Source organism: Psychrobacter sp. ANT_H56B, assembly GCF_008369245.1.
Taxonomy (GTDB): Bacteria; Pseudomonadota; Gammaproteobacteria; order Pseudomonadales; family Moraxellaceae; genus Psychrobacter; species Psychrobacter cryohalolentis.
The window spans coordinates 43,536-64,746 of sequence record NZ_VOBF01000010.1 but is presented as its reverse complement, the minus strand read 5'-3'; the positions used below and the strand labels follow the sequence as shown (position 1 = coordinate 64,746).

The window sequence follows — 21,211 nt, the reverse complement described above, 5'->3', positions numbered from 1 at the left end:
TAAAAGACGCCTTCTATGACTGATAAAAGTACTGATATGCCAAGCCAAGACTATAAAGACACCTTAAACCTTGCAGATACGCCGTTTGCGATGCGTGCAAACCTTGCCAAACGTGAGCCAGATTGGCTAGCAGCTTGGGAAGCAGATGATGTTTACGGTAAAATTCGTGCGGCACGTGCTGGGGCAACCAAATACATTTTGCATGATGGTCCTCCATATGCCAACGGTCAGATTCACTTGGGTCATGCAGTCAATAAAGTACTCAAAGACATTATCGTAAAATCAAAAACGCTATCCGGTTTTGATGCGCCTTATGTGCCCGGTTGGGACTGTCATGGTCTGCCTATCGAGCAAAAAGTCGAAGCCAAACATGGTAAAGTCGGTCAAAAGATTTCTGCAACCGAATTCCGTGGTCTATGTCGTGAATATGCCAGTACACAGATCGAATTACAAAAGGCGGATTTTAAACGTCTGGGTGTGTTTGGTGATTGGGACAATCCTTATCTGACTATGAACTTCCACCAAGAAGCCAATATCGTGCGCGCCCTTGCCAAAATTTATGACAATGGTCACGTAACTCGCGGTATGAAGCCGGTCAATTGGTGCTTGGATTGTAGTTCAGCATTGGCTGAAGCCGAAGTTGAATATCAAGATAAAGTCTCAGACGCCATTTATGTCAGCTTTGATATTGTAGACAGTGACAAAGTTGCGGCATTGGCTGAAATAGACGGCAATATCGCTGCCGTTATCTGGACGACGACGCCTTGGACATTGCCTGCTAACCAAGCTATTGCAGTCCATCCTGAGCATGACTATAGTGTGGTCGCTACGGAAAACGGCAACTTACTACTGGCGACTGATTTGGTTGAGTCGGCGTTAAGTGAATTTAAGCTCGAGAATAAAGGTGTCTTAGCGACCGTATCAGGTCGCGAGCTTGAAGGTCTACATGCTCAGCATCCGCTTATCGATGTGCGTCAAGTACCGCTTATCTTGGGCGATCATGTAACAACTGACAGCGGTACTGGCTTAGTCCATACTGCACCGGGTCATGGTCTTGACGATTATATCGTTGGTCTAAAATATAATTTGCCTGTTGAAAATCCAGTGAGTGGTACGGGCGTTTATTTAGAAAGCGCGGCAGTATTTGCTGGTGAGCACATCTATAAAGCCAATCCTCAAATCATTGCTGCCCTACACGAAAACGGTCATCTGGTTAGCCATACCAAAATTGAGCACAGCTATCCGCACTGCTGGCGTCATAAATCACCAATCATTTTCCGTGCCACGCCGCAGTGGTTTATCAGCATGGAAACCCAAGGCTTACGTGAGCGCGCACTTGCTGATATACCAGCGGTTCAATGGACACCAGCATGGGGTCAAAACCGTATTGAATCTATGATGACAGGTCGCCCAGATTGGTGTATCTCCCGCCAGCGTACATGGGGTGTACCGATTACTTTCTTTACCCATATAGAAACGGGTGAACTACATCCAAATACGCTTGAACTGATGGAAACGGCAGCACAAAAAATCAACGAAGGTGGCGTAGAAGCATGGTTTGATGCCAGCTGTGAGGATTTTTTAGGCGCGGAAGCTGCTGATTATAATAAAGCGACTGATACCTTAGACGTTTGGTTTGACTCTGGCACGACACATTTTGCCGTACTTGATCAACGTGACGAGCTGACCAACCCTGCTGATATGTACTTAGAAGGCTCCGACCAACATCGTGGTTGGTTCCAGACGTCGTTGCTGACCTCGGAAGCCATGTACGAGCGTCCACCGTTTAAGCAAGTCCTGACTCATGGCTTTGTGGTTGATGAAAATGGTCGCAAGATGAGTAAATCACTGGGTAATATCATAACCCCGCAAGAAGAGATCAATAAAACGGGCGCGGATATGTTGCGTTTGTGGATTGCATCAAGCGACTACCGTTATGAAATGAGCGCTGGTAAAACCGTCTTTAAGGGTGCAATCGATATGTATCGCCGTATTCGTAATACCCTACGCTTCTTGCTTGCCAATACTGATGATTTTGATCTTGCTACCAATAGCGTTGATATTAATGAGCTGGTTAGCCTCGATAAATTTATCATTGAGCGCGCGCAAACGGTACAAGCACAAATCATTAGTGCTTATGATGCGATGGACTTTCACCAAGTCACGCAGCATATCACCGCATTCTGCTCGCAAGACTTGGGCAGCTTCTATTTGGATATTATCAAAGACCGTCAATACACCACACAAACTGATGGTCAACCGCGCCGCTCTGCACAAACAGCGATTTACCATATTGCTGAAGCATTGATTCGCTGGATTACACCGATTTTATCCTTTACGGCGCAAGAAGCATGGGAAGTATTGCATGGCACTGATAGCTATGTATTCACTGAAGAATGGTACACTTTCCCAGAGTTTGAGCTGAGCGCTATTAGCAATGATGACTGGCAGCGTATTATGCTTGCAAAAGATATGGTCAATAAACATATCGAAACTGCACGTGGCGAGAAAATCATCAATGCCAACTTATCTGCTGACGTCAGTCTATATGCTGATGGCGCTATGCATGAAAGCCTAGCTAAGCTTGGCAAAGAGCTGCGTTTTGTCCTTATTACCAGTAGCGCAACTTTAAAGCCTATGAACACTGCCCCTGCTAATGTAGCAAGCACAGATGAGCAAGCGGATAGTAATAGTGCAACGGCAGATTTAGTCGTCGAAGTGAATGCTGCAGTGGGCACCAAGTGCGTGCGCTGTTGGCATATCCGTGATGACATTGGCACAGATAGCGCACATCCAGAATTATGTGCGCGCTGTGCAACCAACGTCAGCGGTGATGGAGAGGTGCGCCACTATGCCTAACTCAACGCCTAATCCAACAAATTCGCCTGACGATAAACAGGTGCCTATCGACGTCGACAGTTCACCTAAACCGGCTCATGCCACTACGGGTAGCTCATCGACGCCGAAGAGTCGACTGAATAAGACGCCAAAAATGATCGCTAATGGTCGCCTTGCGCTTAACTGGTATCTGTTGTCACTGGTCGTGATTATCCTTGATCAATGGACAAAATGGTTAGCTGAGACCAATCTAACCTTTCTTGAACCTGTGCCTGTGATTGAGCCGTTTCTAAACTGGACGCTCGCTTACAACTACGGCGCTGCTTTTAGCTTTTTGGCAGATGCAGGCGGTTGGCAAAAGTGGTTTTTTGCAGGGCTGGCGCTATTGATGTCGCTATTCTTGATAGGCTATCTAGCTAAAGCGCCCCGTCAAGCCAAGCTGTTATCACTTGGGTTAGCCTTAGTGTTAGGCGGTGCCGTGGGCAATTTGATCGATCGCTTATTACATGGTCACGTCATCGATTTTATACATGTACATTATGCTGATGTTTGGCATTATCCCATTTTTAATATTGCTGATATTGGCATTTCTATCGGTGTATTATTGATTGTCATCGATATGCTTTTTTTGGAAAAGAAGCGTGAAGTTTAACGCGTCTTTATAATATTAAAAGTACAATCTATTAACAATAAAAAGCCCTACTATATCGATTATAGCAGGGCTTTTTATTGTTTAAAAACGCAATAGAGTCGCACAAACTACTGCCTTTATTGAGCATTTAAAACCTGTATCATTATTTTACTATAGCCTATCCAGCCCTATATATTAGCCTACCCACTATCACAAGGCTATCTGTATCCTCTACGTTCACCAGCTTATCCGGATAATCTGAATGTAAGCTATGCAATCGAAGTATATTGCTCGCTTCTATAAATACCTGCTTAAACATCATATGTTTACCATTTAAAATCATAGCATATATACTTCCATCTTTTATGCAGTTGTCATTTATCGCTATCCCCACTTTATCTTTAATATTGATATAAGGTTGCATACTACTATCTGTCGCATAAATTAATCTAAAAGACTGGGGGTCTATACCTTTCTCCTCAAAAAACTGAGGATGAAAGTAACACTCTTCTTCGATTTCTTCATGACAGAAATAGGTTTTATATATCGGTACTTTTATTAAATTGTCGGATGTCTCTTCACCAAAACCTAGACCATTATTTGCCTTTTTAGCGACATCATGTTCATGATCCAACCAGTTGATAGGTTTATTAAAAAATACTTCAATTTTATTTGCTGTCTCATCGCCAATGGCTTTAATAGGATTCTTGCCGATATAGTGACCTAATAACGCATAGTTAATGTTTGTACCTTGAGATAACATCATTCTTGTTATTTTATAATTTTGCATCAATGTTCTGACGTTTTCACGTCTAACCATCTCTATACTGGTAAATTTTTCAGTCACTTATCTCTCCGATGCTTTCATTCAAAACAGCTATAAACAAATCTGTCTCAAAAAATAAATTTTAATGGATGATTTGATAGAACTAAAGTCACTCCATTAAATAAAATTCTTCTGTAAAAAATCCAAACCGCCATCCGCCAATATAAATAGTAACCCTGCCATGTTAATGATGACAGTCAAATAATACGCAATACGAAATTCAGGCTTTTGTGACTTATGACGCAAGTAGGTTTGTGCGACCATTGCCCCGACCCAGCCACCAAGCGCACTTAAAATATGTAATGTCATTTCAGGTGTTCGCCAGTCGTTATTTTGAGCCGCCGCTTTGTCTTTAGCATACATGGTATAGGTTATCATACCCAATACAGCATACCACCCAACAACTAGCCAGCTAAGCTTATTCATGACTGCCAGTAATATCAGTACACCATAAAATCCAACACCAAGAAACAAGCGTTTCTTTTGTCCTGCTTCAAACTCTGCTTGGGCGTTACGTTTGTGTTTACGCTGGCGAATTTGCTTATTTTTTTGCGCCATTTTTTGTTGTACAAAGCTCAGCTCTTGCACCTCTTTTGCTTGCAAGCGTCTTTGATTATCATATCTAACGGTAAAAACAACCTCTTCACCGATAGCAGGACGACGCTGCGCTTTAAACGCGCTGACATGAAAAAATACCGACTCGCCCGCTTCGGTTTCAATAAAGCCAAAGCCTTTATCGTCTTGCCATTTTGTGACTCGACCTTGTTGTTTGTTTGGCATCAGTTTTGCCATAAATGTTGCGCTCACTTTTAGATTCGCCAAATATATTACACTATTTACGTTACACTATTGGCGCTTACAACCTTTTCTAGATGACTTATCATTCCTTATATTGATGTCCACCTAACTTCCTACTCCAGTAATAGGTAAATTTTCCATGACCGACTCGCAATTTATCACACCAAATGAAGATGTACGTATCACTTTTGGCAGCCTAGTTAAGCTGCATTTTGAAGTATCGCTCGAGAATGGCACCGTAATTGATTCAACCTTTAGCCGTGATACACCCGTTACTTTAACTATAGGTGATGAGAGCTTGTTACCTGGCTTTGAGCAAGTGCTGATGAATCTGCGTGCAGGCGATACGCGTTCCGCTCATCTTGAGCCAGAGCAAGCATTTGGTGAATGGAATCCTGACAATATCCAACGCTTTAGCCCTACTCAATTTGCGCTTATCGCTGACAATCCTGAGATTGGTATGCTGGTTGAATTTGAGGATAAAGGCAAAAACACTCTACCCGGTACGATTAGCGCCATCACTGATGACGAAGTAGAAGTAGACTTTAACCATCCGCTTGCTGGACAATCTGTGCTGTTTAAAATTAAAATCTTTCAAGTGACGCCGCCGGGTGTCACAGGCATCAAGCTCATGTAATATAAAAATTGCTTTAGAATAAAATAAAAAAGGAAGAAAATATGCAATATCAAACACTGCCACAGCTCAATGAAAAAGTCTCCAAAATCTGCTTGGGAACGATGACGTGGGGACAGCAAAATAGCGAAAGCGATGCACATGAGCAGATGGACTTAGCACTCAGCGAAGGCGTAAATTTTTGGGATACTGCTGAGATGTATCCCTCACCGCCAGACAAAGACAAGCAAGGCGATACTGAGCGCTTTATGGGCACATGGTTCCAAAAGACCAAACAACGCGATAAAGTCGTTCTTGCCAGTAAAATATCGCCAATGGATTTTTTACGTGATGGGCGAACGCGTTTTAATGCCGCGCATATCAGCAGTGCTATTGATGGCAATCTTGAGCGTTTGCAGACCGATTATATTGATATCTACCAACTACACTGGCCTGAACGTCAAACGAACTATTTCAGTCAGCTCGGTTATACCGAAGCAATGGCAGCACAGCCGCTCGATGATTTGACGCCTTTTTTAGAAACCATCCAAGCGCTAAACGATGAGATTAAAAAAGGTCGTATCCGTGCTTATGGATTATCAAACGATACTGCTTGGGGATTGATGCGCTACTTATGGGAAGCAGATAAAAATGGTTTGATCGCACCTATTACGGTGCAAAACCCTTATAGTTTACTTAACCGCTTATATGAAGTGGCGATGGCAGAGATTGCGCATCGTGAAAATGTGGGTTTACTTGCTTATTCACCGCTTGGTTTTGGTGTGCTATCTGGTAAGTACCTTGATGGTAAACGTCCTACTGGCGCGCGCCTGACCATGTATGATCGCTTTGCCCGTTATACCAACGAAGAAGCGCTATCAGCCACCGCTCAATATGCCAAAATCGCAGATGATGCTGGTTTAGATATGGCGCAGATGGCATTAGCCTTTGTTAACTCACGCTCGTTTGTAACCAGCAACATCATTGGTGCTACCACTATCAAACAGCTGAAATCTAATATTGATAGCATTAACTTAACCTTAGACTCAGATGTACTAGACACTATCGAAGCGGTACATACTCAACATCCTAATCCGTCACCATAATTTTGCGCGGTCATAGATTGATATTGTTCAGCTTTCAACAATCTGAAGTTCAGGTATTTGCATAGCAAAGAAAAAGGCGCAAGTCGTTAGTATTAACTACTAATATTTGCGCCTTTTTTGTACACGTTTAACTAACCAATTTAAAGCGTATAGAATTAAACTTTCGCTATTTTTGTCAATACACGCGAATGTAACTCAGCTAGGCCTTCTTGCATACGTAATTGTAATAAATCTGTCAGCTGACTTTTACTCAAACCTTTAGGATCGATCGCTTCTAGTGGTAAGACGTAAGCGGTGACATCTTTACTATCTAAAACCTTTTTCAAACTGTCTTTCATCGTCAGCTTGCCGTAATAAGGCAGTTCTTCACTTAAGGTACCGTCTTTATTGACATACGCAATCACTAGCGGGCGCACAGGTACATCAGCATCTATCGCCGCTTGTAGCAATGTGCCATGAATACGTTTGATTTTTTTGCCATCTGTGGTGGTCGCTTCAGGGAAAAAGATAACCGAGAAGCCTTTGGTTAAAAAGTTAGCAATCTGCGACGCAACTGAACCCACATCACCGGAACCACGCTCGATAAATACTGTGCCTGCTGCGTGTGCCAGCTTACCAAAGATAGGCCACTCACCTATTTCGGCTTTGGATAAGAAAAAAGCAGGGCTCACTGTACCGACCACAGGGATATCCATCCACGATACATGGTTAGAAACCCATAGCCCGTGATGTTGCTCTACGCGCTCAACGGCGATAACCTTGACGCCAAAAGAGCCTGCCATTTTGCGACAAAAAGCTTGAATGTAGCGCGGCAGTGTTTCGCGTGGTGGCTGTTTGAATGCCCCGATACGTTGGGCAGCGCGTAGCCCACCAGCAATTGTGGTGGTCATACCAGCAATCTGTTTGCCGCGCCCCAATTGCTGTTTGATTGAAAAGCCTGTCTTGGGTTGGCTCATCTGTGTCCCTCGTAATTAAAACTTATGATTATATATGGTAAACAAACGCAATGAGTATAACAAAGTTTATGCAGTCAGTGACTACTTGTTCACTGATTTATGAATAGGTTTTGTGAGTAATTTGCTGCTAATGTCTCTAACTGATTCATTTTAGAAAGAATATTACGCTGCCAAGATAAAATCCTACTTAATGAACGCTGTAACATAAAATCATCGCTAATTGTGTGAATACGCTTTAATATCAACTGATAAGACCACATATAAATGGTTATCTGAACGTAACTATGATGGTTATTCTATTTAGATAAGCTTGGTAATTTACTCAATATGTTGAATAAAACCCAAATATTTAGAAGTGATATTTAGAATAGGCAGCGTTGCGATTTATTTACTTTATGGATAGGTGATACTCTTTGGAATATTTTGAAAGACATACCGGTGGCGAGCGCGCCATCATCGTACATTTAGACATCCGCCAAATTCAAGATCCTGATGATTTAGGGGAATTTGAATTATTAGCAGACTCAGCAGGCGCAGACCGCTTGGCACTGGTCACAGGCTCACGTGCACGCCCTGACGCCAGATATTTTGTTGGTAGCGGCAAAGCAGAAGAGATAGCAGAACTGGTGCGCGAGCATGATGCGGACATCGTTCTTTTTAACCACAGCTTATCGCCTTCACAAGAGCGTAACATTGAAGCCTTGGTACAATGCCGCGTACTTGATCGCACGGGTCTGATTTTGGACATTTTCGCGCAGCGTGCACGTACTTACGAAGGTAAGCTACAAGTAGAGCTGGCACAGCTTAACCATTTGTCGACACGTTTGGTGCGTGGTTGGACGCATTTGGAACGTCAAAAAGGGGGTATTGGTCTACGTGGACCCGGTGAAACCCAGCTTGAGACGGATCGTCGCTTGCTACAAGTGCGAGTCATGCAGCTCAAAAGTAGAATCGAAAAAGTCAGACAGACGCGTGCGCAAGGTCGAGCTCGCCGTCAAAAATCAGATGTACCGACTATTTCGCTTGTGGGTTATACCAATGCTGGTAAGTCTACTTTGTTTAATCGCTTGGTCGATGAAAACATTTATGCGGCCGACAAACTGTTTGCGACACTTGACCCAACGCTACGCCGTTTAGACTGGCAAGGTGTAGGACGTGTGGTACTGGTCGATACGGTCGGTTTTGTCCGTCATCTTCCACATGAATTGGTTGAATCTTTCCATGCGACCTTAGAAGAGACACTTGAAGCAGACCTATTGCTCCATGTCATCGATTCTTCGAGCGAAGATATGCATGAGCAAATTCAGGCGGTGAAAGACGTACTGGCTGAAATTGATAATGATGTGCCTGTGCTTAATGTCTACAACAAGATTGATTTGACCGATGAGCCTGCACGTATCGGTTATGCTAGCGAAGGTCAACCCAACCGCGTCTATGTCTCTTCAAGAGAAAACTTAGGCATGGAAGAGTTGTCATTAGCCGTGCAGCAGTTACTCACGGGCACACTGACCACCTTTGATTTGACGCTACCTTATAGTGCAGGGCAGTTAAAAAATGCTTTGTATGAGCTCGGCGTTATTCAAGAAGAAAGCTATGATGACAGTGGTCATGAGTGCTTAACGATTCGTTTGCCAAGCGATAGACTGAGACAGTTACTTGGTCAAGCCAACTTAGAGCCTTTAGATGTATTGCCATTAGCGCAAGCAACATTGCTGATGCCGATACTTGAAGAGTTTGAGCAGCCTGATGATGTGGAAGAACAAACGATGACGGATGCTGAAGAAAAAGCGTTTTCTGAATTTGAGGCGTTAAATGCTGAAGCTGAGAGAGTAGCGGAAGACTTGCTGATAGAAAATACTCAAACATCTGATTTGCAAAAATAAGTCATTTACTTAAAATACTTTGAACAAAATTAAAAAGGACGCTATTTATTAATAGTGTCCTTTTTAATGCTGAATCAACATAACGCACAGGAGAAACTCGTATTAATAATAGCTATATATCGATATATTGATGTATCGATTTTACTACTTACAGACTATATGGTCACTATTGACCGATACGCTTTATTAGTTGCGATACTCTATATATAATCTTTTATATACTGCACTCGTGATTCTCCTCTCACTCATCTTTTTACTCTTTTATCTATCCCTGACGTGGTCCACTTGCTTATGAAGTCTACCCATTCTTCAAAAATGCCCTTATGGATGGCATTACTCCTGACGCTCACCATTGTCGTTACTGTGCGTGAGTCGGCAGTATTTGTCTGTCAGTTAGCGGGTATTGAAAAAGCGGCCAATATCGTCGGCTTACTGACCATGTTTTTTATTCTGATGATTTGGCGATTTATCAAAGGTATTCCAGGCTGGCTTACCCAAGCGAGTAATACTTTACTTGTCGATAGTGGCTTTGCTTTTTTGCCAGTTTCAGCCGGTGCAGGCTTGCTGTTATTTGCTTTAGGAGATGAGCTATGGGGCTTTATGCTTACCATACTGATTAGTACGCTGATACCCATTTGGGGATTTGCCGTGTTATCCAATCGTTGGCTGAACCGTAATAATGATATGAACGGCAACACTACTATTAATGAGCAAAAATGACAGCCTTGAGTAGTATGAATAAAGGAATCTTATGAGTTTTGATAATGTGTTTGTGGCAACCTTTGCGGCGATATTACTGACTTTAGCAGCCCATGTAATTGCGCGCATATTGGCACGCAAACTTTCATGGTTACCGATGGTCATTACCGCACTAGTATTGGTCGTTATATTTCTATTCATTTTCCAATGGGATTACAATAATTATTACGCCGTTGCCAAACCCGTTTTTGACCATCTATTAGGTTATGTCACTGTCTTATTGGCAATACCTTTGGCTGCCATGAATTTCAAAGGTTTACCCATCAAGAAACTTGTCTTGATTGTGGCGATGGCGAGTTTGATTGGCGCATTATTACCGATGTCATTAGCCTATCTATTTTCTCTCAGTCACGATACGATATTAGCATTTGCCAGTCGTTCAGTGACCACGCCGATTGGTCTTAGCATCGCAGATTTAATCAAAGCACCTCTGGCGATGGCAAACCTGATTATTATCGTTTCAGGTCTCATTGGCGGGACATTAGCGCGTTTCTTATTTATTGGCATTGAAGATGACCGTGCCAAAGGCTTAGCGCTTGGCTTAGTTGCTCATGCGTTTGGCACCGTAGAAGCATGGCAAATCAGTCATACAGCGGGCAGATATGCTGCGTTTGGCTTGGCAGTGAATGGTTTGGTCACTGCTGTTTGGGTACCTATATTTGTCACGGCACTGTCTGCTTAATAGTCCTTTAATACAGTGCTGCTATTCTATAGTTAATTCCAAATAAAACAGATACCTTGTATCCCAACGCAGTACTGGTATAAATTTTTCTGGCGTGCTGTGCCTACGCCGACAGAGGCTGCGTAAAATTCATCCCAGTCCTACTGTATCGCTTTAATACTGAATTCACTATAGTACAGCTGCGAATATTTAGATGCATCGTGTATTTCAATGCTTTTTGGCAAATATTAGTGATAATAGCCCTCCTCTATTTTGCCTTTACTGTAAATGGTCTGTGGCTACTTCTGACCTCGCACTTAATAAGGTACATTGCAATACCATATTGATTTTATTAAAAATTTTTACAATTTAAATGTTTATTTGGCCAGCTTCTCAGGGCAATCAGATGTAGTAAAAAGTTATTATATGTTATAGTAAGCAACTATTATTTTTTGTATCTATTGCAATTGGTTTTGTTAACCGTGGTTCTGCGTTGTAGTACTTAAGCTTAGTGACTATGAAATATTGCAGACAGGATAACCGCTTTATTGCGCAAACCAATGCGTCCATAAGCAAGGCAATTTGCTACTACTCGATAAAAAGTGATAACCCTATGATAAATGTTGCACCTTTCATAACCCGCTGCTTGTCTCCCGTTTTACTCACCGCCGTTGCACTATCTAGCCTACCTATCGCTGCTCAAGCAGGCAATATGTATATCTATAAAGACAAAGGCGGACAAGTACTTCTCACCAACGTCAATCCCAGTGGTAATTTTGATAAATTTACTAAAAAAGTAAAAGTCACTTATTATAAAGATTCTAGTCTGTATGATGGTGGTAGCAGCAGTAATAGCAATGACTATGGGAGCAGCTCTGCAAGCAGCAGCGGTAGTCGTAACTCTTATGATAGCTATATTTTGGCTTCAGCGCAGCGCCACGGTGTCGATCCAGGACTTATGAAAGCCATGATGCATACTGAGTCAGCCTTTAATCCCAATGCTCGCTCACCAGTCGGTGCGCAGGGTTTAATGCAGCTAATGCCAGCTACAGCACGTCGATTTAAAGTGAGCAATCCTTGGAATCCTGCTGATAATATTGAAGGTTCTGCCAAATATATCGCTTGGCTGATGCGCCGCTTTAACAACAACGTCGAGTTTGCGGTCGCGGGTTATAATGCAGGTGAAGGTAACGTCGATAAATATAATGGCATTCCACCGTTTAAAGAAACGCGTAACTATGTCAAAAGTGTGATGAGCCGATATCATAGCCTGTATAAAAATGATTCAGGGCTATCTGGTAATACGATGAATGCTAATAATAGCAATACTGCCAATACCAGTAATGGCGGTGGCATGCAAAACGTTAGTTATGGCACGAGTAGCAACAGTAATAGCGCAAGCTATGCCAACTCTGCTTATTTGGCATTGCGTTAATCCAAAATAAAAATCACAGACATAAAAAAACCCGTTAAATAAATAACGGGCTTTTTTATGTTTGATTGCTTCTTATGTCAAACAATCTATAAGTACTGAGCAAAAACAAACTCAGTACTTACTGCATTTTAAAACTTACTTGTTAGCTAGTGCTTGAGTAGCAGCAACTTCAGCAGCGAAGTCTTCTTGCTTCTTCTCAATGCCTTCACCGACTTCTAGACGTTTGAAACCAAGTACTTTTACGCCTTCAGCTTTTAGTACGTCACCAACTTTTTTCTCATTGTCCATAACGTATGGCTGACGTAATAAAGTAACTTCTTCTAGATACTTACGTAGACCACCTTCGATCATTTTTTCAACGATGTTGTCAGGCTTGCCAGACTCACGTGCTTTTGCTTCAATGATGTCTTTTTCCCGCGCTAATAGATCAGCAGCGACGTCTTCATCAGCAACAGCAACTGGGTTGAACGCAGCGATGTGCATAGCAAGATTTTTACCAGTTTCTGCACTGCCGCCTTCATAAGATACCACTACGCCGATACGTAGACCATGGCGGTATGCAGCAATGTTAGCGCCTTCAAGTACTTCAACACGGCGGATTTGGATATTCTCACCGATTTTTTGTACTAGAGATACACGTGCTTCTTCAACTGTTTGACCATTGCCATATGGCAATTCAGCGATAGCAGCGACGTCAGTCACATTGTTTTCTAATGCAAGGTTCGCGACTGTTTCTGCAAAGGCTGCGAAGTTTTCATCTTTTGCAACGAAGTCAGTTTGGCAGTTAACTTCTAACAAGAATGCTTTGCTGTCGCCTTGAGCGATGATGATAGCGCCGTCAGCTGCGATGTTACCCGCTTTTTTAGCCGCTTTCGCTTGACCAGATTTACGTAGGTTATCAATGGCAGTTTCGACATCACCGTTTGATTCTTCTAACGCTTTTTTACATTCCATCATGCCAAGACCAGTACGGTCACGCAATTCTTTTACCATTTTGGCAGATACTTTTACTTCTGACATAAGAGTTACCTTTTATTATGTAGGTGAGCATTATTATATATGGGAGTGCACAATATCTAAACGCACTTAAATTCTGTATAGCGGCTTAACAACGCCACTTTAACAAATCCGCTTTAACAATAAGGCATGACGAGTAATACTACATCATGCCTATTGTTTGTCTTTATGCTGTCTATACTATAAGTCATGTTATATGGCTACCAATAGACAAACTATCAAGGCAGCCTTACAACATCAAACCGTATCACTCAGCGATTTATTCTGCTGGAGTAGCAGCTTCTTCAGTTTGAGCATCAGCTGCTTCTTCAGTAGCAGGTGCTTCTTGCTCAGCTTTACCACCAGCTTGAGTTTGTGCGTATTCTTTACCAGCGATGATTGCATCAGCCATAGAAGTTACGTACAAAGTCACAGCACGGATAGCATCATCGTTTGCTGGGATGATGTAATCAACGTTATCAGGGTTAGAGTTAGTATCAACGATACCGATAACTGGGATACCTAGGTTCTTGGCTTCTTTGATAGCAATTGCTTCATGATCTACGTCTACAACGAAGATTGCGTCAGGTAGACCGCCCATGTCTTTGATACCGCCCAATGAACGCTCAAGTTTTTCCATATCGCGAGTACGCTCTAACGCTTCACGCTTGGTAAGCTTAGCGAAAGTACCGTCTTCAGCTTGTTTTTCTAGCTCTTTTAGACGATTGATTGACTGGCGTAGTGTTTTCCAGTTAGTCAACATACCACCTAACCAGCGATGGTCAACGTATGGCATGCCAGCACGTGCTGCTTGCTCAGCGATAACGCCGCTAGCTGCGCGCTTAGTACCAACAAATAATACTTTGTTTTTCTTAGCAGCTAAGCCGTTAACGTAAGTCAATGCTTCGTTGAACGCTTTTACAGTGTGCTCAAGGTTGATGATATGAATCTTGTTACGGGCACCAAAAATATATGGACCCATTTTTGGATTCCAAAAACGTGTTTGGTGACCAAAGTGAGCGCCGGCTTGTAATAGGTCGCGCATTTCGATTTTGGTTGGATTCTTTGTAGCCATGTTAAATGTCCTGTTGGTTGGGTTATGCCTCCACATCACAAAAACTGCCTATCTAGCGACACGCATCTGCTATGAGTTAGATGAAATAAAGTACCTAGCCGTGAAGCAAATTAATCAAGTCGCCAAACACCCAGCAATTTTTTGCCATGATGTGTGTGTCATTGGTTGATGGGTTGGTTAAAAAACTGAGCTACGATTTGAACGTACAGAATACTATATGATAAAAAATAGCTGGGCTGTATTTTATCATATAACGCTTAGGGACTGCTAGCGCTATTATAAGGTTTAAGTGGATGATAATGCATAAAAAAACGACGGTGAGACGTCGTTTTTTTAATCAATTTAGAATAAGATTAAGCGATACTGATACCGATGACTGCTTTATAGCCTCGCCACGTAAATGGCGTGACATAGCTTTGGCGGTCTTTTGGCAGATAAGGGATGCTGGGTATCCCTTCAATAATCTTAGGAGGTGAGATAATAAAATCGGCACCAAACTCGGTACGAGCGTTGCCAGAGATGGTATTTGCCATCTCACCCAACAAGTCTTTCATCATCGTCATGGAAGAGTCGGGCTCGCCCATCACTTTGATAACTTCACGCAACATATTGCTTGGGGCACTGACATAGACACAGCCTTCAAGCGGTCCAGATATTTTAATCATGCCACTATAATCATAACCAACAGCATTTTTATTACTGTTTAGGTAAGGCGTATCAATGACCACTGCCTCAGCATCAATCTGCGCAAAAAATGCACTGATTGAACTTAAAAAGACGCCTAACTTTTCTACATTAACCATAATTGTTCATCGTCCATAGTTATCATCACGGGGTTGTGTATTCAATCTTGCAAACAAACCACAATCTCTCCGATTTGACTGCGCCAACTCACTGGAATGATAAAAGAACGTCCACTTTTAGGCAAAATGATACTTTGCGGCGAGCCTTTAAAGACAAACGGGACAGAGATATGAAATTCTGGACCAAACTCGTGACGAGCATTACCCGAAACCGTATTGGCAACCTCGCCTGCTAAATCGACCAGATTGTCCTCACTTTTATCTATCTCGCCCATACTGTCTAGAATACTGCTCAATAGCGCCGTGGTCGCCGTAAAATAAACCACCCCTTTTTGCACCCCTGATATACCGATGACGCCCGTATAATCATGGACTTTTGGCTGTTGGTTTTCTAACAAGTAAGGCGTATCGACCACCAACTCATCATTACCAAACTGAGTAAAATAGTTGGTAATGATACTCACAAAAATTTGTAAATTTTGCTCTTTCATAATGTGTGTTCTTTAATAAGGTATTTATTAAAATTATTGGACAATATTAGTCTTGTACCAACTCATACAAAGACTCTACCAGCTCTTCTTCTGAAAAAGGCTTGCACAAGAACCCACTCGCGCCCAATGATAACGCTTCAATGCCAGTAGATTTGTCAGACAAGGCTGAGACCACCAAGATACGAACGTCAGGGTCGATAGCAATGATTTTTTCAATACATTCAAGACCGTCCATTTGTGGCATGGTCAAATCCATGGTCACCACATCTGGACGATGGATATTGAACTTTTCAAGCGCTTGAACCCCGCTGGTTGCCGTAGCAACCAACATGAATTGACCCGAGTCATAAGCGCGCTGAATACGGTTTCGAATGATATTTGAGTCATCGACGATCATTAATTTATACATAGATTTTTTATTGTCCTTAATTACGCAGCAGGCAAGGTGATGACAAAACGGGTCATTTTTCCAAGCTCAGTATTTACATTCAGCTTACCGTTGTGCTCTTTGACCAACGCCTTGATAACGTCTAAGCCCACACCGCGACCGCCATCTTCATCGGCATGTTCTTTGGTCGAGAAACCAGAAGCAAACAAGGTTTTGAGCAGATCACCATGAGTCATCTGACTTGCCTCTTCTTGCATGAAGCGACCATCAGCAATCAGCTTATGACGAATGCCTTCATAATCAATACCTTGACCATCATCTTGCAGTGCGATGATTAAGTTTTGACTGTCACGTTGCATCTCTAAATCAATGCTACCGATGGCAGACTTGCCCGCTGACTGACGCACTTCAGGTGATTCGATACCATGTACCACTGCATTACGTAGCAACTGAATACTGATTTCTTTGATCGGTTGTTTGAGACGTTCAGGGATATTTATATATGCTAAATTATGGCCGTTAAGCTGTATTTTCTTGCCCTGTCTAACAGCAATGTCTTTAGCAAAATCTTGGTAATAAGATAGATGCTCATCATCTGACTCATCGCTCAAATCGATTTCATTACCGCCATCGACATTTATGTTAGTGGTAGCAACGTCCGCTACTTGAGCTTGGACAACACTTGGTTGTGGTGCAGTCTTTACTGGCATTACAGGTTTTGCATTATTGTTAGCTTTTGGCGCTGCCTGATTGATACGTTCACCTAGCGTTTCAATGGTATTCGATAGGCTCAATAAGTCATCCAAATGCACGGCGAGCGGTAAGAAGTTATTACCCGACAGCTTGCCTTGATTTTGCAGCGCATCAAGCTTGTCTTCAGCGTCTGATGCGATTTTGGTAAAGCTATGCAGTTTAAGCGCAGATGCCTCACCTTTTAGGCTATGCATTTCACGATAAATCGCTTTTAGCTTCCCTTCTAACTCAAATTGCGAGCTACCAGGATTTTTCAAGATATTGTTCATCTTATCGATGTGAGCTTTGGTATTACTAATAAACTCATTAATAATTTTTGGATTCACGTTTAAGATGGTCGTCAACATCTCAATCTGCATATCATTTTGCGAGCGTTCTTTTTCTAGGCGCTGCTCTAAATAAACGGCATCTGAGACGTCATTGACGTTGACCAAAATACGGGCAATGTCTTTATCTTCATAAACACGTGAAAACTTAAAGTCTAAGAAGCGACTGGTGGTACTCTCTTCTCCAGACGCATTGTGTAGCATGACTTTATGCAAAGGATTCAAAGAATCAACCAGCTTTTCTTTGACACGTGGGTTGTATAACTGCTCGATAAACTGACGGGTGGTTCTCAAATCCTTGTCTGAAATACGGCCACGCAGTACATCAGCAAAGTTTTCTCCTGCCAACCTATCCTCACCAATAATGCCGTTAAGCGCGCGAGAATGCTGCTGACCAATATTCAAGTCCTTATCCAACAAGAACAGGCCGGTATTAACCGTTTCCATAATTTCTTGCGTTTCACGACGAGCGGCCAACGCTTCAGCATCGGTATCACGCAGACGACGTACAAAGAAAAAGACGAAAATTAAGAAGTAAGCAAAGATAGCTGCAACACCCAATACCTGAATAAGTCGGATAGTACTTGCTTGGCGTGCCGTTTCTTCATAAACTTCATTTGTTAGCTGTTCTAATGCATCGTTCATACGCAAACTAGAAGTTTTTGCTTGCTCATAAGCTAATGCCAACTCGTCTGAAGAATCAACTCTAATTTCGCTCGCATCTTTAAGATAATTAGTAATTAGTGGTTTTAGAATACTCCAATCTTGCTGGGCTTCTTCTAAAGCTGCTAATTCAGTGGGCGTTTTGATACTTGGAATCTGATATACATTCCCAGCGACATCAGTATACTCTGAACCCTCACGCATGCTGACCAGCAGTTGATCAATCTCTTTAGTGTTATAATCTAGCCTTTCTCTCACACGCTTTTGATGAGGGGAGTTTATATGCTCGCCTATACTACTTTGTAAATCAAATAAATCCTTAATAATAGATTGTGCATTATTAGCAGTTTTATTAGATATATTTACTAGCGTAGTATTACGCTCAAGAACACTTGAAGTATAAAATGTAAATGCAAGTAATATTCCAATCAACGCCAAAAAGGCAGCAATTGATAAAATCAAGCCACGATAACGGGAGTTACCGCTTGGATTTAAGACAGTCATAGCATATTCCTTTGAATTTAATAGATAAATTTATATTTACTGTTTATTTAAAGATAATACGTTCCATAACCCATTACACTTGTGGTTTTTGTAGTATCGCTTGCTGTTGTAATGAAGCTTTGGTTAGATCTGTCCCGAACCATTTGGTAGTTAGCTTTGCATAAGTACCATCTTCTCTTAGTTCTTTTAGTCCTAAATTCACTTTTTTAAGTAAATCGGGTTGGTTTTTATTAATTAAAAATACTTTACGAGCACCATTTGCCTTAATATCTTCATAATCAAAATATTGTGGCTTGAGGCTTGGTAGATCATTCAATGTGTAGCGCAACACACCTGAATCATCTACAACAGCATCGACCTTATCTTGTGCCATCGCCTCTACTGCTGCAAATGTTGTGGGATATTGTTCTAAAGCACCAAGTTGATAATTTCCTTCCATAAAGTATTCATACGGTTCTGAATTACTTAACACACCAACTCGTAATCGACTAAGATCATTTAATGATTGTATATTTAAGGATTCATCTAAATATACAAGGCTTGTAGGAAGAGGGGCATAAGCATCAGAGAGGAGATATTTATTGGCTCTCTCAGTACTATATGTCAGGCCAGCAGCTATCATGTCACGATTTTTACTGTCTAGGTTATCAAATAATCCTTCCCAAGGATCATTATAGACTTCAACCTTAAAACCTTGATCCTCCCCTATATACTGCATAAGCTCTATATCAAAACCAGTTACATTTCCATACTCATCTTTAAACTCATAAGGTGCGTAATTTGCCTCAGTTCCAACTTTAATTACTGGTGCTGAATCAGGCAGCTTACTGACAAAACTGTCTTTATGTTCCGTTACTGTTGCGCCAGCTGCATTAGCGTTGTCTTGGGTAGAAGAATTTCCACACCCAAACAAGCCCACACTCAATATAATCGGTAATGCTCGATATAATAGTTTCATCTCTTATCCTTAAGCCTCGATTTTATTCCAAATAAATCAGTTATAAAAACAATTCTGTAAGTTTAAGCAAGGTATAAAAAATACTTGATTACAGAAAATTACCTTGGATAATAATTGAGCAACTCAGTCATTGCAATCACTTTGTTTTGCCAAGACAAACAATTGTTTATATATAGCTATAAATGTATATACAATATATAAATCAGGTTCAAGATTTTTATCTATCAAGCTAAGCGTACTGAGGCTTGTACCAAAAATAGATATTATTAACAATGAATAAAAAAAGCATAAAAAAAAGCATTCAGACGATGAATACGTACTGAATGCTTTTTCAATTATGAATATTAATAAATAGAATTTGTCAGTTAATTAATCTGCATTATCTAAATCCAAATTACGGTCTATCTGCCAAATTAAATAGCAACCAAGACTCATCAGTGCAAACATTGCGATACCGATTTTCAATACCGGATTGACGGGGAATAAGTTTAATAACAATCCACCAAAGATACCTACTGAGAACATAAGCGAGCCTTGTAGCGCACTGGCCATACCAGCACGGCGCTTTTGAAAAGCAAGCGCAATCGCTGAAGCGTTGGGCTGTGTCAAACCTAGACCTGAGATACAAAAGAAAATACAGACTAAGACCAATGGCAACCAAGCATCCGTGCCAAATACAATACCGAGGGTAAATAGAGCCCCCGCTGAGATGACCTGCATCATCGCACCAAAACGTAAAATACTCAAAATACGGAAGCGATTGGTCAGCCATTGGTTAAGCTGCGTCAATGCCACAAAGCCTGCGGCATTCATACCAAAGAGCCAGCCAAAATGTGTGGCTGACATGCCATAGGTATCCATGATAAGTTCAGAGGCTGAGCTGATATAAACGAACATTGCGCCCATCAATAACCCGCCGCCAATCGCCGGATAGTTAAAGGTGGGATCTCTAAGCAAATCCCAATATTGACTGAGTATCTCTTTGGCAGGACGCACATTGCGGTTTTCTTCGCTAAGGGTCTCAAAAAAGAAAAATTTGGTCAGTAATAAATTTAACGTGCCAAAAGCCGCCAAAAACCAAAAGATAGAATGCCAGCTAAAATACTGCAAAAACACTGCGCCAAGTGATGGCGCTAATATCGGCGCTAAGCCCATTACCAAAATCATGATAGAAAACGCTTTTGCCGTTTGCTTAGCGGTTAGACGGTCTCGAATCGCAGCACGGGTAACAACTGCCCCTACGCAAGCACCGAGCGCTTGCAAGGTACGACCAGCGAACAATACGTATTCATTGTTGGTGGTTGCACAAATAATAGAGGCAATCACATATAAGACCATGCCTATATACAAAGGCTTGACGCGGCCAACGCGGTCACTAAAGGGACCATAAAACAATTGACCAAATACCAATCCAACAAAGTAAGCAGGTACGGAGTTTGCCATAAAGGCAGTCGACACACCAAAGTCATCCGCCATCGATGGTAATGCTGGCAGATACATATCAATAGATAAAGGTCCTACCGCAACGATAAGACCCAGCATCATAATCCATGCGACAGGTAAATCGGCAGAGCGCACGCGGTCAGCAGCAAGCGGTTTATTAGGAAGGGGGGATTTTGGAGCAGACATAGTTAAACCATTTGATCTAGTGATTGTTATTTTATTTTTATCGACGAACCGCTACGCAAGCAGACAGTCTTATATCGCACTGTCTGCCTATATTTCAATAGAGGTATCACGTTAATAAA

Annotated in this window: 19 protein-coding genes; 8 read left to right on the top strand and 11 right to left on the bottom strand. The window is 41.9% G+C overall.

Going from position 1 to position 21,211, the window contains the following annotated elements:
• Positions 1 to 15 precede the first annotated feature (15 nt).
• Positions 16 to 2,859: an isoleucine--tRNA ligase gene (ileS, locus tag FQ082_RS11405; RefSeq protein WP_149493176.1), complete on the top strand. Its 2,844-nt coding sequence runs from the start codon at positions 16 to 18 to the stop codon at positions 2,857 to 2,859.
• Complete coding sequence (gene lspA / locus FQ082_RS11400; protein WP_020442740.1) at positions 2,852 to 3,490, top strand: signal peptidase II; 639 nt, start codon at positions 2,852 to 2,854, stop codon at positions 3,488 to 3,490. Before ileS ends, lspA begins: the two co-directional genes overlap by 8 nt.
• Positions 3,491 to 3,647: 157 nt before the next feature.
• Here lspA and FQ082_RS11395 read toward each other — a convergent pair whose 3' ends face one another.
• Positions 3,648 to 4,316: a helix-turn-helix transcriptional regulator gene (locus tag FQ082_RS11395; RefSeq protein ID WP_223145360.1), complete on the bottom strand. Its 669-nt coding sequence runs from the start codon at positions 4,314 to 4,316 to the stop codon at positions 3,648 to 3,650.
• 96 nt (positions 4,317 to 4,412) lie between these two features.
• Positions 4,413 to 5,087 (bottom strand): DUF1294 domain-containing protein, encoded by a 675-nt coding sequence (locus tag FQ082_RS11390; protein WP_149493175.1) that lies wholly within the window; start codon positions 5,085 to 5,087, stop codon positions 4,413 to 4,415.
• A 145-nt stretch (positions 5,088 to 5,232) separates the two neighbouring features.
• Here FQ082_RS11390 and FQ082_RS11385 point away from each other — a divergent pair, with 145 nt between their 5' ends.
• Positions 5,233 to 5,730: a peptidylprolyl isomerase gene (locus FQ082_RS11385; protein WP_149493174.1), complete on the top strand. Its 498-nt coding sequence runs from the start codon at positions 5,233 to 5,235 to the stop codon at positions 5,728 to 5,730.
• Positions 5,731 to 5,771: 41 nt separating this feature from the next.
• The gene (locus tag FQ082_RS11380; RefSeq protein ID WP_149493173.1) at positions 5,772 to 6,812 is read left to right on the top strand and encodes an aldo/keto reductase; all 1,041 of its coding nucleotides are present in this window, start codon (positions 5,772 to 5,774) and stop codon (positions 6,810 to 6,812) included.
• A 155-nt stretch (positions 6,813 to 6,967) separates the two neighbouring features.
• Here FQ082_RS11380 and FQ082_RS11375 read toward each other — a convergent pair whose 3' ends face one another.
• Positions 6,968 to 7,768: a lysophospholipid acyltransferase family protein gene (locus tag FQ082_RS11375; protein WP_020442736.1), complete on the bottom strand. Its 801-nt coding sequence runs from the start codon at positions 7,766 to 7,768 to the stop codon at positions 6,968 to 6,970.
• A gap of 413 nt (positions 7,769 to 8,181) precedes the next feature.
• Here FQ082_RS11375 and hflX point away from each other — a divergent pair, with 413 nt between their 5' ends.
• The 4 genes from hflX (at position 8,182) to FQ082_RS11355 (ending at position 12,506) form a co-directional block, all read left to right on the top strand.
• Complete coding sequence (hflX, locus tag FQ082_RS11370) at positions 8,182 to 9,651, top strand: ribosome rescue GTPase HflX (RefSeq protein ID WP_149493172.1); 1,470 nt, start codon at positions 8,182 to 8,184, stop codon at positions 9,649 to 9,651.
• A gap of 291 nt (positions 9,652 to 9,942) precedes the next feature.
• Complete coding sequence (locus FQ082_RS11365; RefSeq protein ID WP_011512763.1) at positions 9,943 to 10,371, top strand: hypothetical protein; 429 nt, start codon at positions 9,943 to 9,945, stop codon at positions 10,369 to 10,371.
• A 31-nt stretch (positions 10,372 to 10,402) separates the two neighbouring features.
• The gene (locus tag FQ082_RS11360; RefSeq protein WP_149493171.1) at positions 10,403 to 11,092 is read left to right on the top strand and encodes an LrgB family protein; all 690 of its coding nucleotides are present in this window, start codon (positions 10,403 to 10,405) and stop codon (positions 11,090 to 11,092) included.
• Between the two features lie 592 nt (positions 11,093 to 11,684).
• Positions 11,685 to 12,506, top strand: coding sequence for a lytic transglycosylase domain-containing protein (locus FQ082_RS11355; RefSeq protein ID WP_149493170.1), 822 nt, complete (start codon positions 11,685 to 11,687; stop codon positions 12,504 to 12,506).
• A gap of 135 nt (positions 12,507 to 12,641) precedes the next feature.
• On the opposite strand, the gene tsf is transcribed toward FQ082_RS11355, so the two are convergent.
• The 8 genes from tsf to FQ082_RS11315 form a co-directional block, all read right to left on the bottom strand.
• Positions 12,642 to 13,526: a translation elongation factor Ts gene (gene tsf, locus FQ082_RS11350; RefSeq protein WP_011512758.1), complete on the bottom strand. Its 885-nt coding sequence runs from the start codon at positions 13,524 to 13,526 to the stop codon at positions 12,642 to 12,644.
• Between the two features lie 256 nt (positions 13,527 to 13,782).
• Positions 13,783 to 14,577 (bottom strand): 30S ribosomal protein S2, encoded by a 795-nt coding sequence (rpsB, locus tag FQ082_RS11345; protein WP_011279657.1) that lies wholly within the window; start codon positions 14,575 to 14,577, stop codon positions 13,783 to 13,785.
• Positions 14,578 to 14,930: 353 nt separating this feature from the next.
• Positions 14,931 to 15,380 carry a chemotaxis protein CheX gene (locus FQ082_RS11340; protein ID WP_020442731.1) on the bottom strand — a complete coding sequence of 150 codons (450 nt, stop codon included), beginning with the start codon at positions 15,378 to 15,380 and terminating at the stop codon, positions 14,931 to 14,933.
• Between the two features lie 41 nt (positions 15,381 to 15,421).
• Complete coding sequence (locus tag FQ082_RS11335; RefSeq protein ID WP_011512756.1) at positions 15,422 to 15,871, bottom strand: chemotaxis protein CheX; 450 nt, start codon at positions 15,869 to 15,871, stop codon at positions 15,422 to 15,424.
• A gap of 46 nt (positions 15,872 to 15,917) precedes the next feature.
• Positions 15,918 to 16,280 carry a response regulator gene (locus tag FQ082_RS11330; RefSeq protein WP_011512755.1) on the bottom strand — a complete coding sequence of 121 codons (363 nt, stop codon included), beginning with the start codon at positions 16,278 to 16,280 and terminating at the stop codon, positions 15,918 to 15,920.
• A 20-nt stretch (positions 16,281 to 16,300) separates the two neighbouring features.
• A complete protein-coding gene (locus FQ082_RS11325; protein WP_149493169.1) occupies positions 16,301 to 18,505 on the bottom strand; it encodes an ATP-binding protein in 2,205 nt (734 codons plus the stop codon).
• A 73-nt stretch (positions 18,506 to 18,578) separates the two neighbouring features.
• Positions 18,579 to 19,463, bottom strand: a complete 885-nt coding sequence (locus tag FQ082_RS11320; protein WP_149493168.1) for a substrate-binding periplasmic protein — start codon at positions 19,461 to 19,463, stop codon at positions 18,579 to 18,581.
• Positions 19,464 to 19,832: 369 nt separating this feature from the next.
• On the bottom strand, positions 19,833 to 21,092 hold the full coding sequence (locus tag FQ082_RS11315; RefSeq protein WP_149493167.1) for a multidrug effflux MFS transporter: 1,260 nt from the start codon (positions 21,090 to 21,092) through the stop codon (positions 19,833 to 19,835).
• Between the last annotated feature and the right edge of the window lie 119 nt (positions 21,093 to 21,211).

Bases quoted from the DNA above. Each gene is read 5' to 3' on its own strand.
- FQ082_RS11385 (WP_149493174.1), top strand. From the start codon at position 5,233: ATGACCGACTCGCAATTTATCACACCAAATGAAGATGTACGTATCACT.
- FQ082_RS11390 (WP_149493175.1), bottom strand. From the start codon at position 5,087: ATGGCAAAACTGATGCCAAACAAACAACAAGGTCGAGTCACAAAATGG.
- FQ082_RS11335 (WP_011512756.1), bottom strand. From the start codon at position 15,871: ATGAAAGAGCAAAATTTACAAATTTTTGTGAGTATCATTACCAACTAT.
- lspA (WP_020442740.1), top strand. From the start codon at position 2,852: ATGCCTAACTCAACGCCTAATCCAACAAATTCGCCTGACGATAAACAG.
- FQ082_RS11365 (WP_011512763.1), top strand. From the start codon at position 9,943: ATGAAGTCTACCCATTCTTCAAAAATGCCCTTATGGATGGCATTACTC.
- FQ082_RS11330 (WP_011512755.1), bottom strand. From the start codon at position 16,280: ATGTATAAATTAATGATCGTCGATGACTCAAATATCATTCGAAACCGT.
- FQ082_RS11380 (WP_149493173.1), top strand. From the start codon at position 5,772: ATGCAATATCAAACACTGCCACAGCTCAATGAAAAAGTCTCCAAAATC.
- FQ082_RS11340 (WP_020442731.1), bottom strand. From the start codon at position 15,380: ATGGTTAATGTAGAAAAGTTAGGCGTCTTTTTAAGTTCAATCAGTGCA.
- tsf (WP_011512758.1), bottom strand. From the start codon at position 13,526: ATGTCAGAAGTAAAAGTATCTGCCAAAATGGTAAAAGAATTGCGTGAC.
- rpsB (WP_011279657.1), bottom strand. From the start codon at position 14,577: ATGGCTACAAAGAATCCAACCAAAATCGAAATGCGCGACCTATTACAA.
- FQ082_RS11315 (WP_149493167.1), bottom strand. From the start codon at position 21,092: ATGTCTGCTCCAAAATCCCCCCTTCCTAATAAACCGCTTGCTGCTGAC.
- FQ082_RS11320 (WP_149493168.1), bottom strand. From the start codon at position 19,463: ATGAAACTATTATATCGAGCATTACCGATTATATTGAGTGTGGGCTTG.
- FQ082_RS11325 (WP_149493169.1), bottom strand. From the start codon at position 18,505: ATGACTGTCTTAAATCCAAGCGGTAACTCCCGTTATCGTGGCTTGATT.
- FQ082_RS11355 (WP_149493170.1), top strand. From the start codon at position 11,685: ATGATAAATGTTGCACCTTTCATAACCCGCTGCTTGTCTCCCGTTTTA.
- FQ082_RS11375 (WP_020442736.1), bottom strand. From the start codon at position 7,768: ATGAGCCAACCCAAGACAGGCTTTTCAATCAAACAGCAATTGGGGCGC.
- ileS (WP_149493176.1), top strand. From the start codon at position 16: ATGACTGATAAAAGTACTGATATGCCAAGCCAAGACTATAAAGACACC.
- FQ082_RS11360 (WP_149493171.1), top strand. From the start codon at position 10,403: ATGAGTTTTGATAATGTGTTTGTGGCAACCTTTGCGGCGATATTACTG.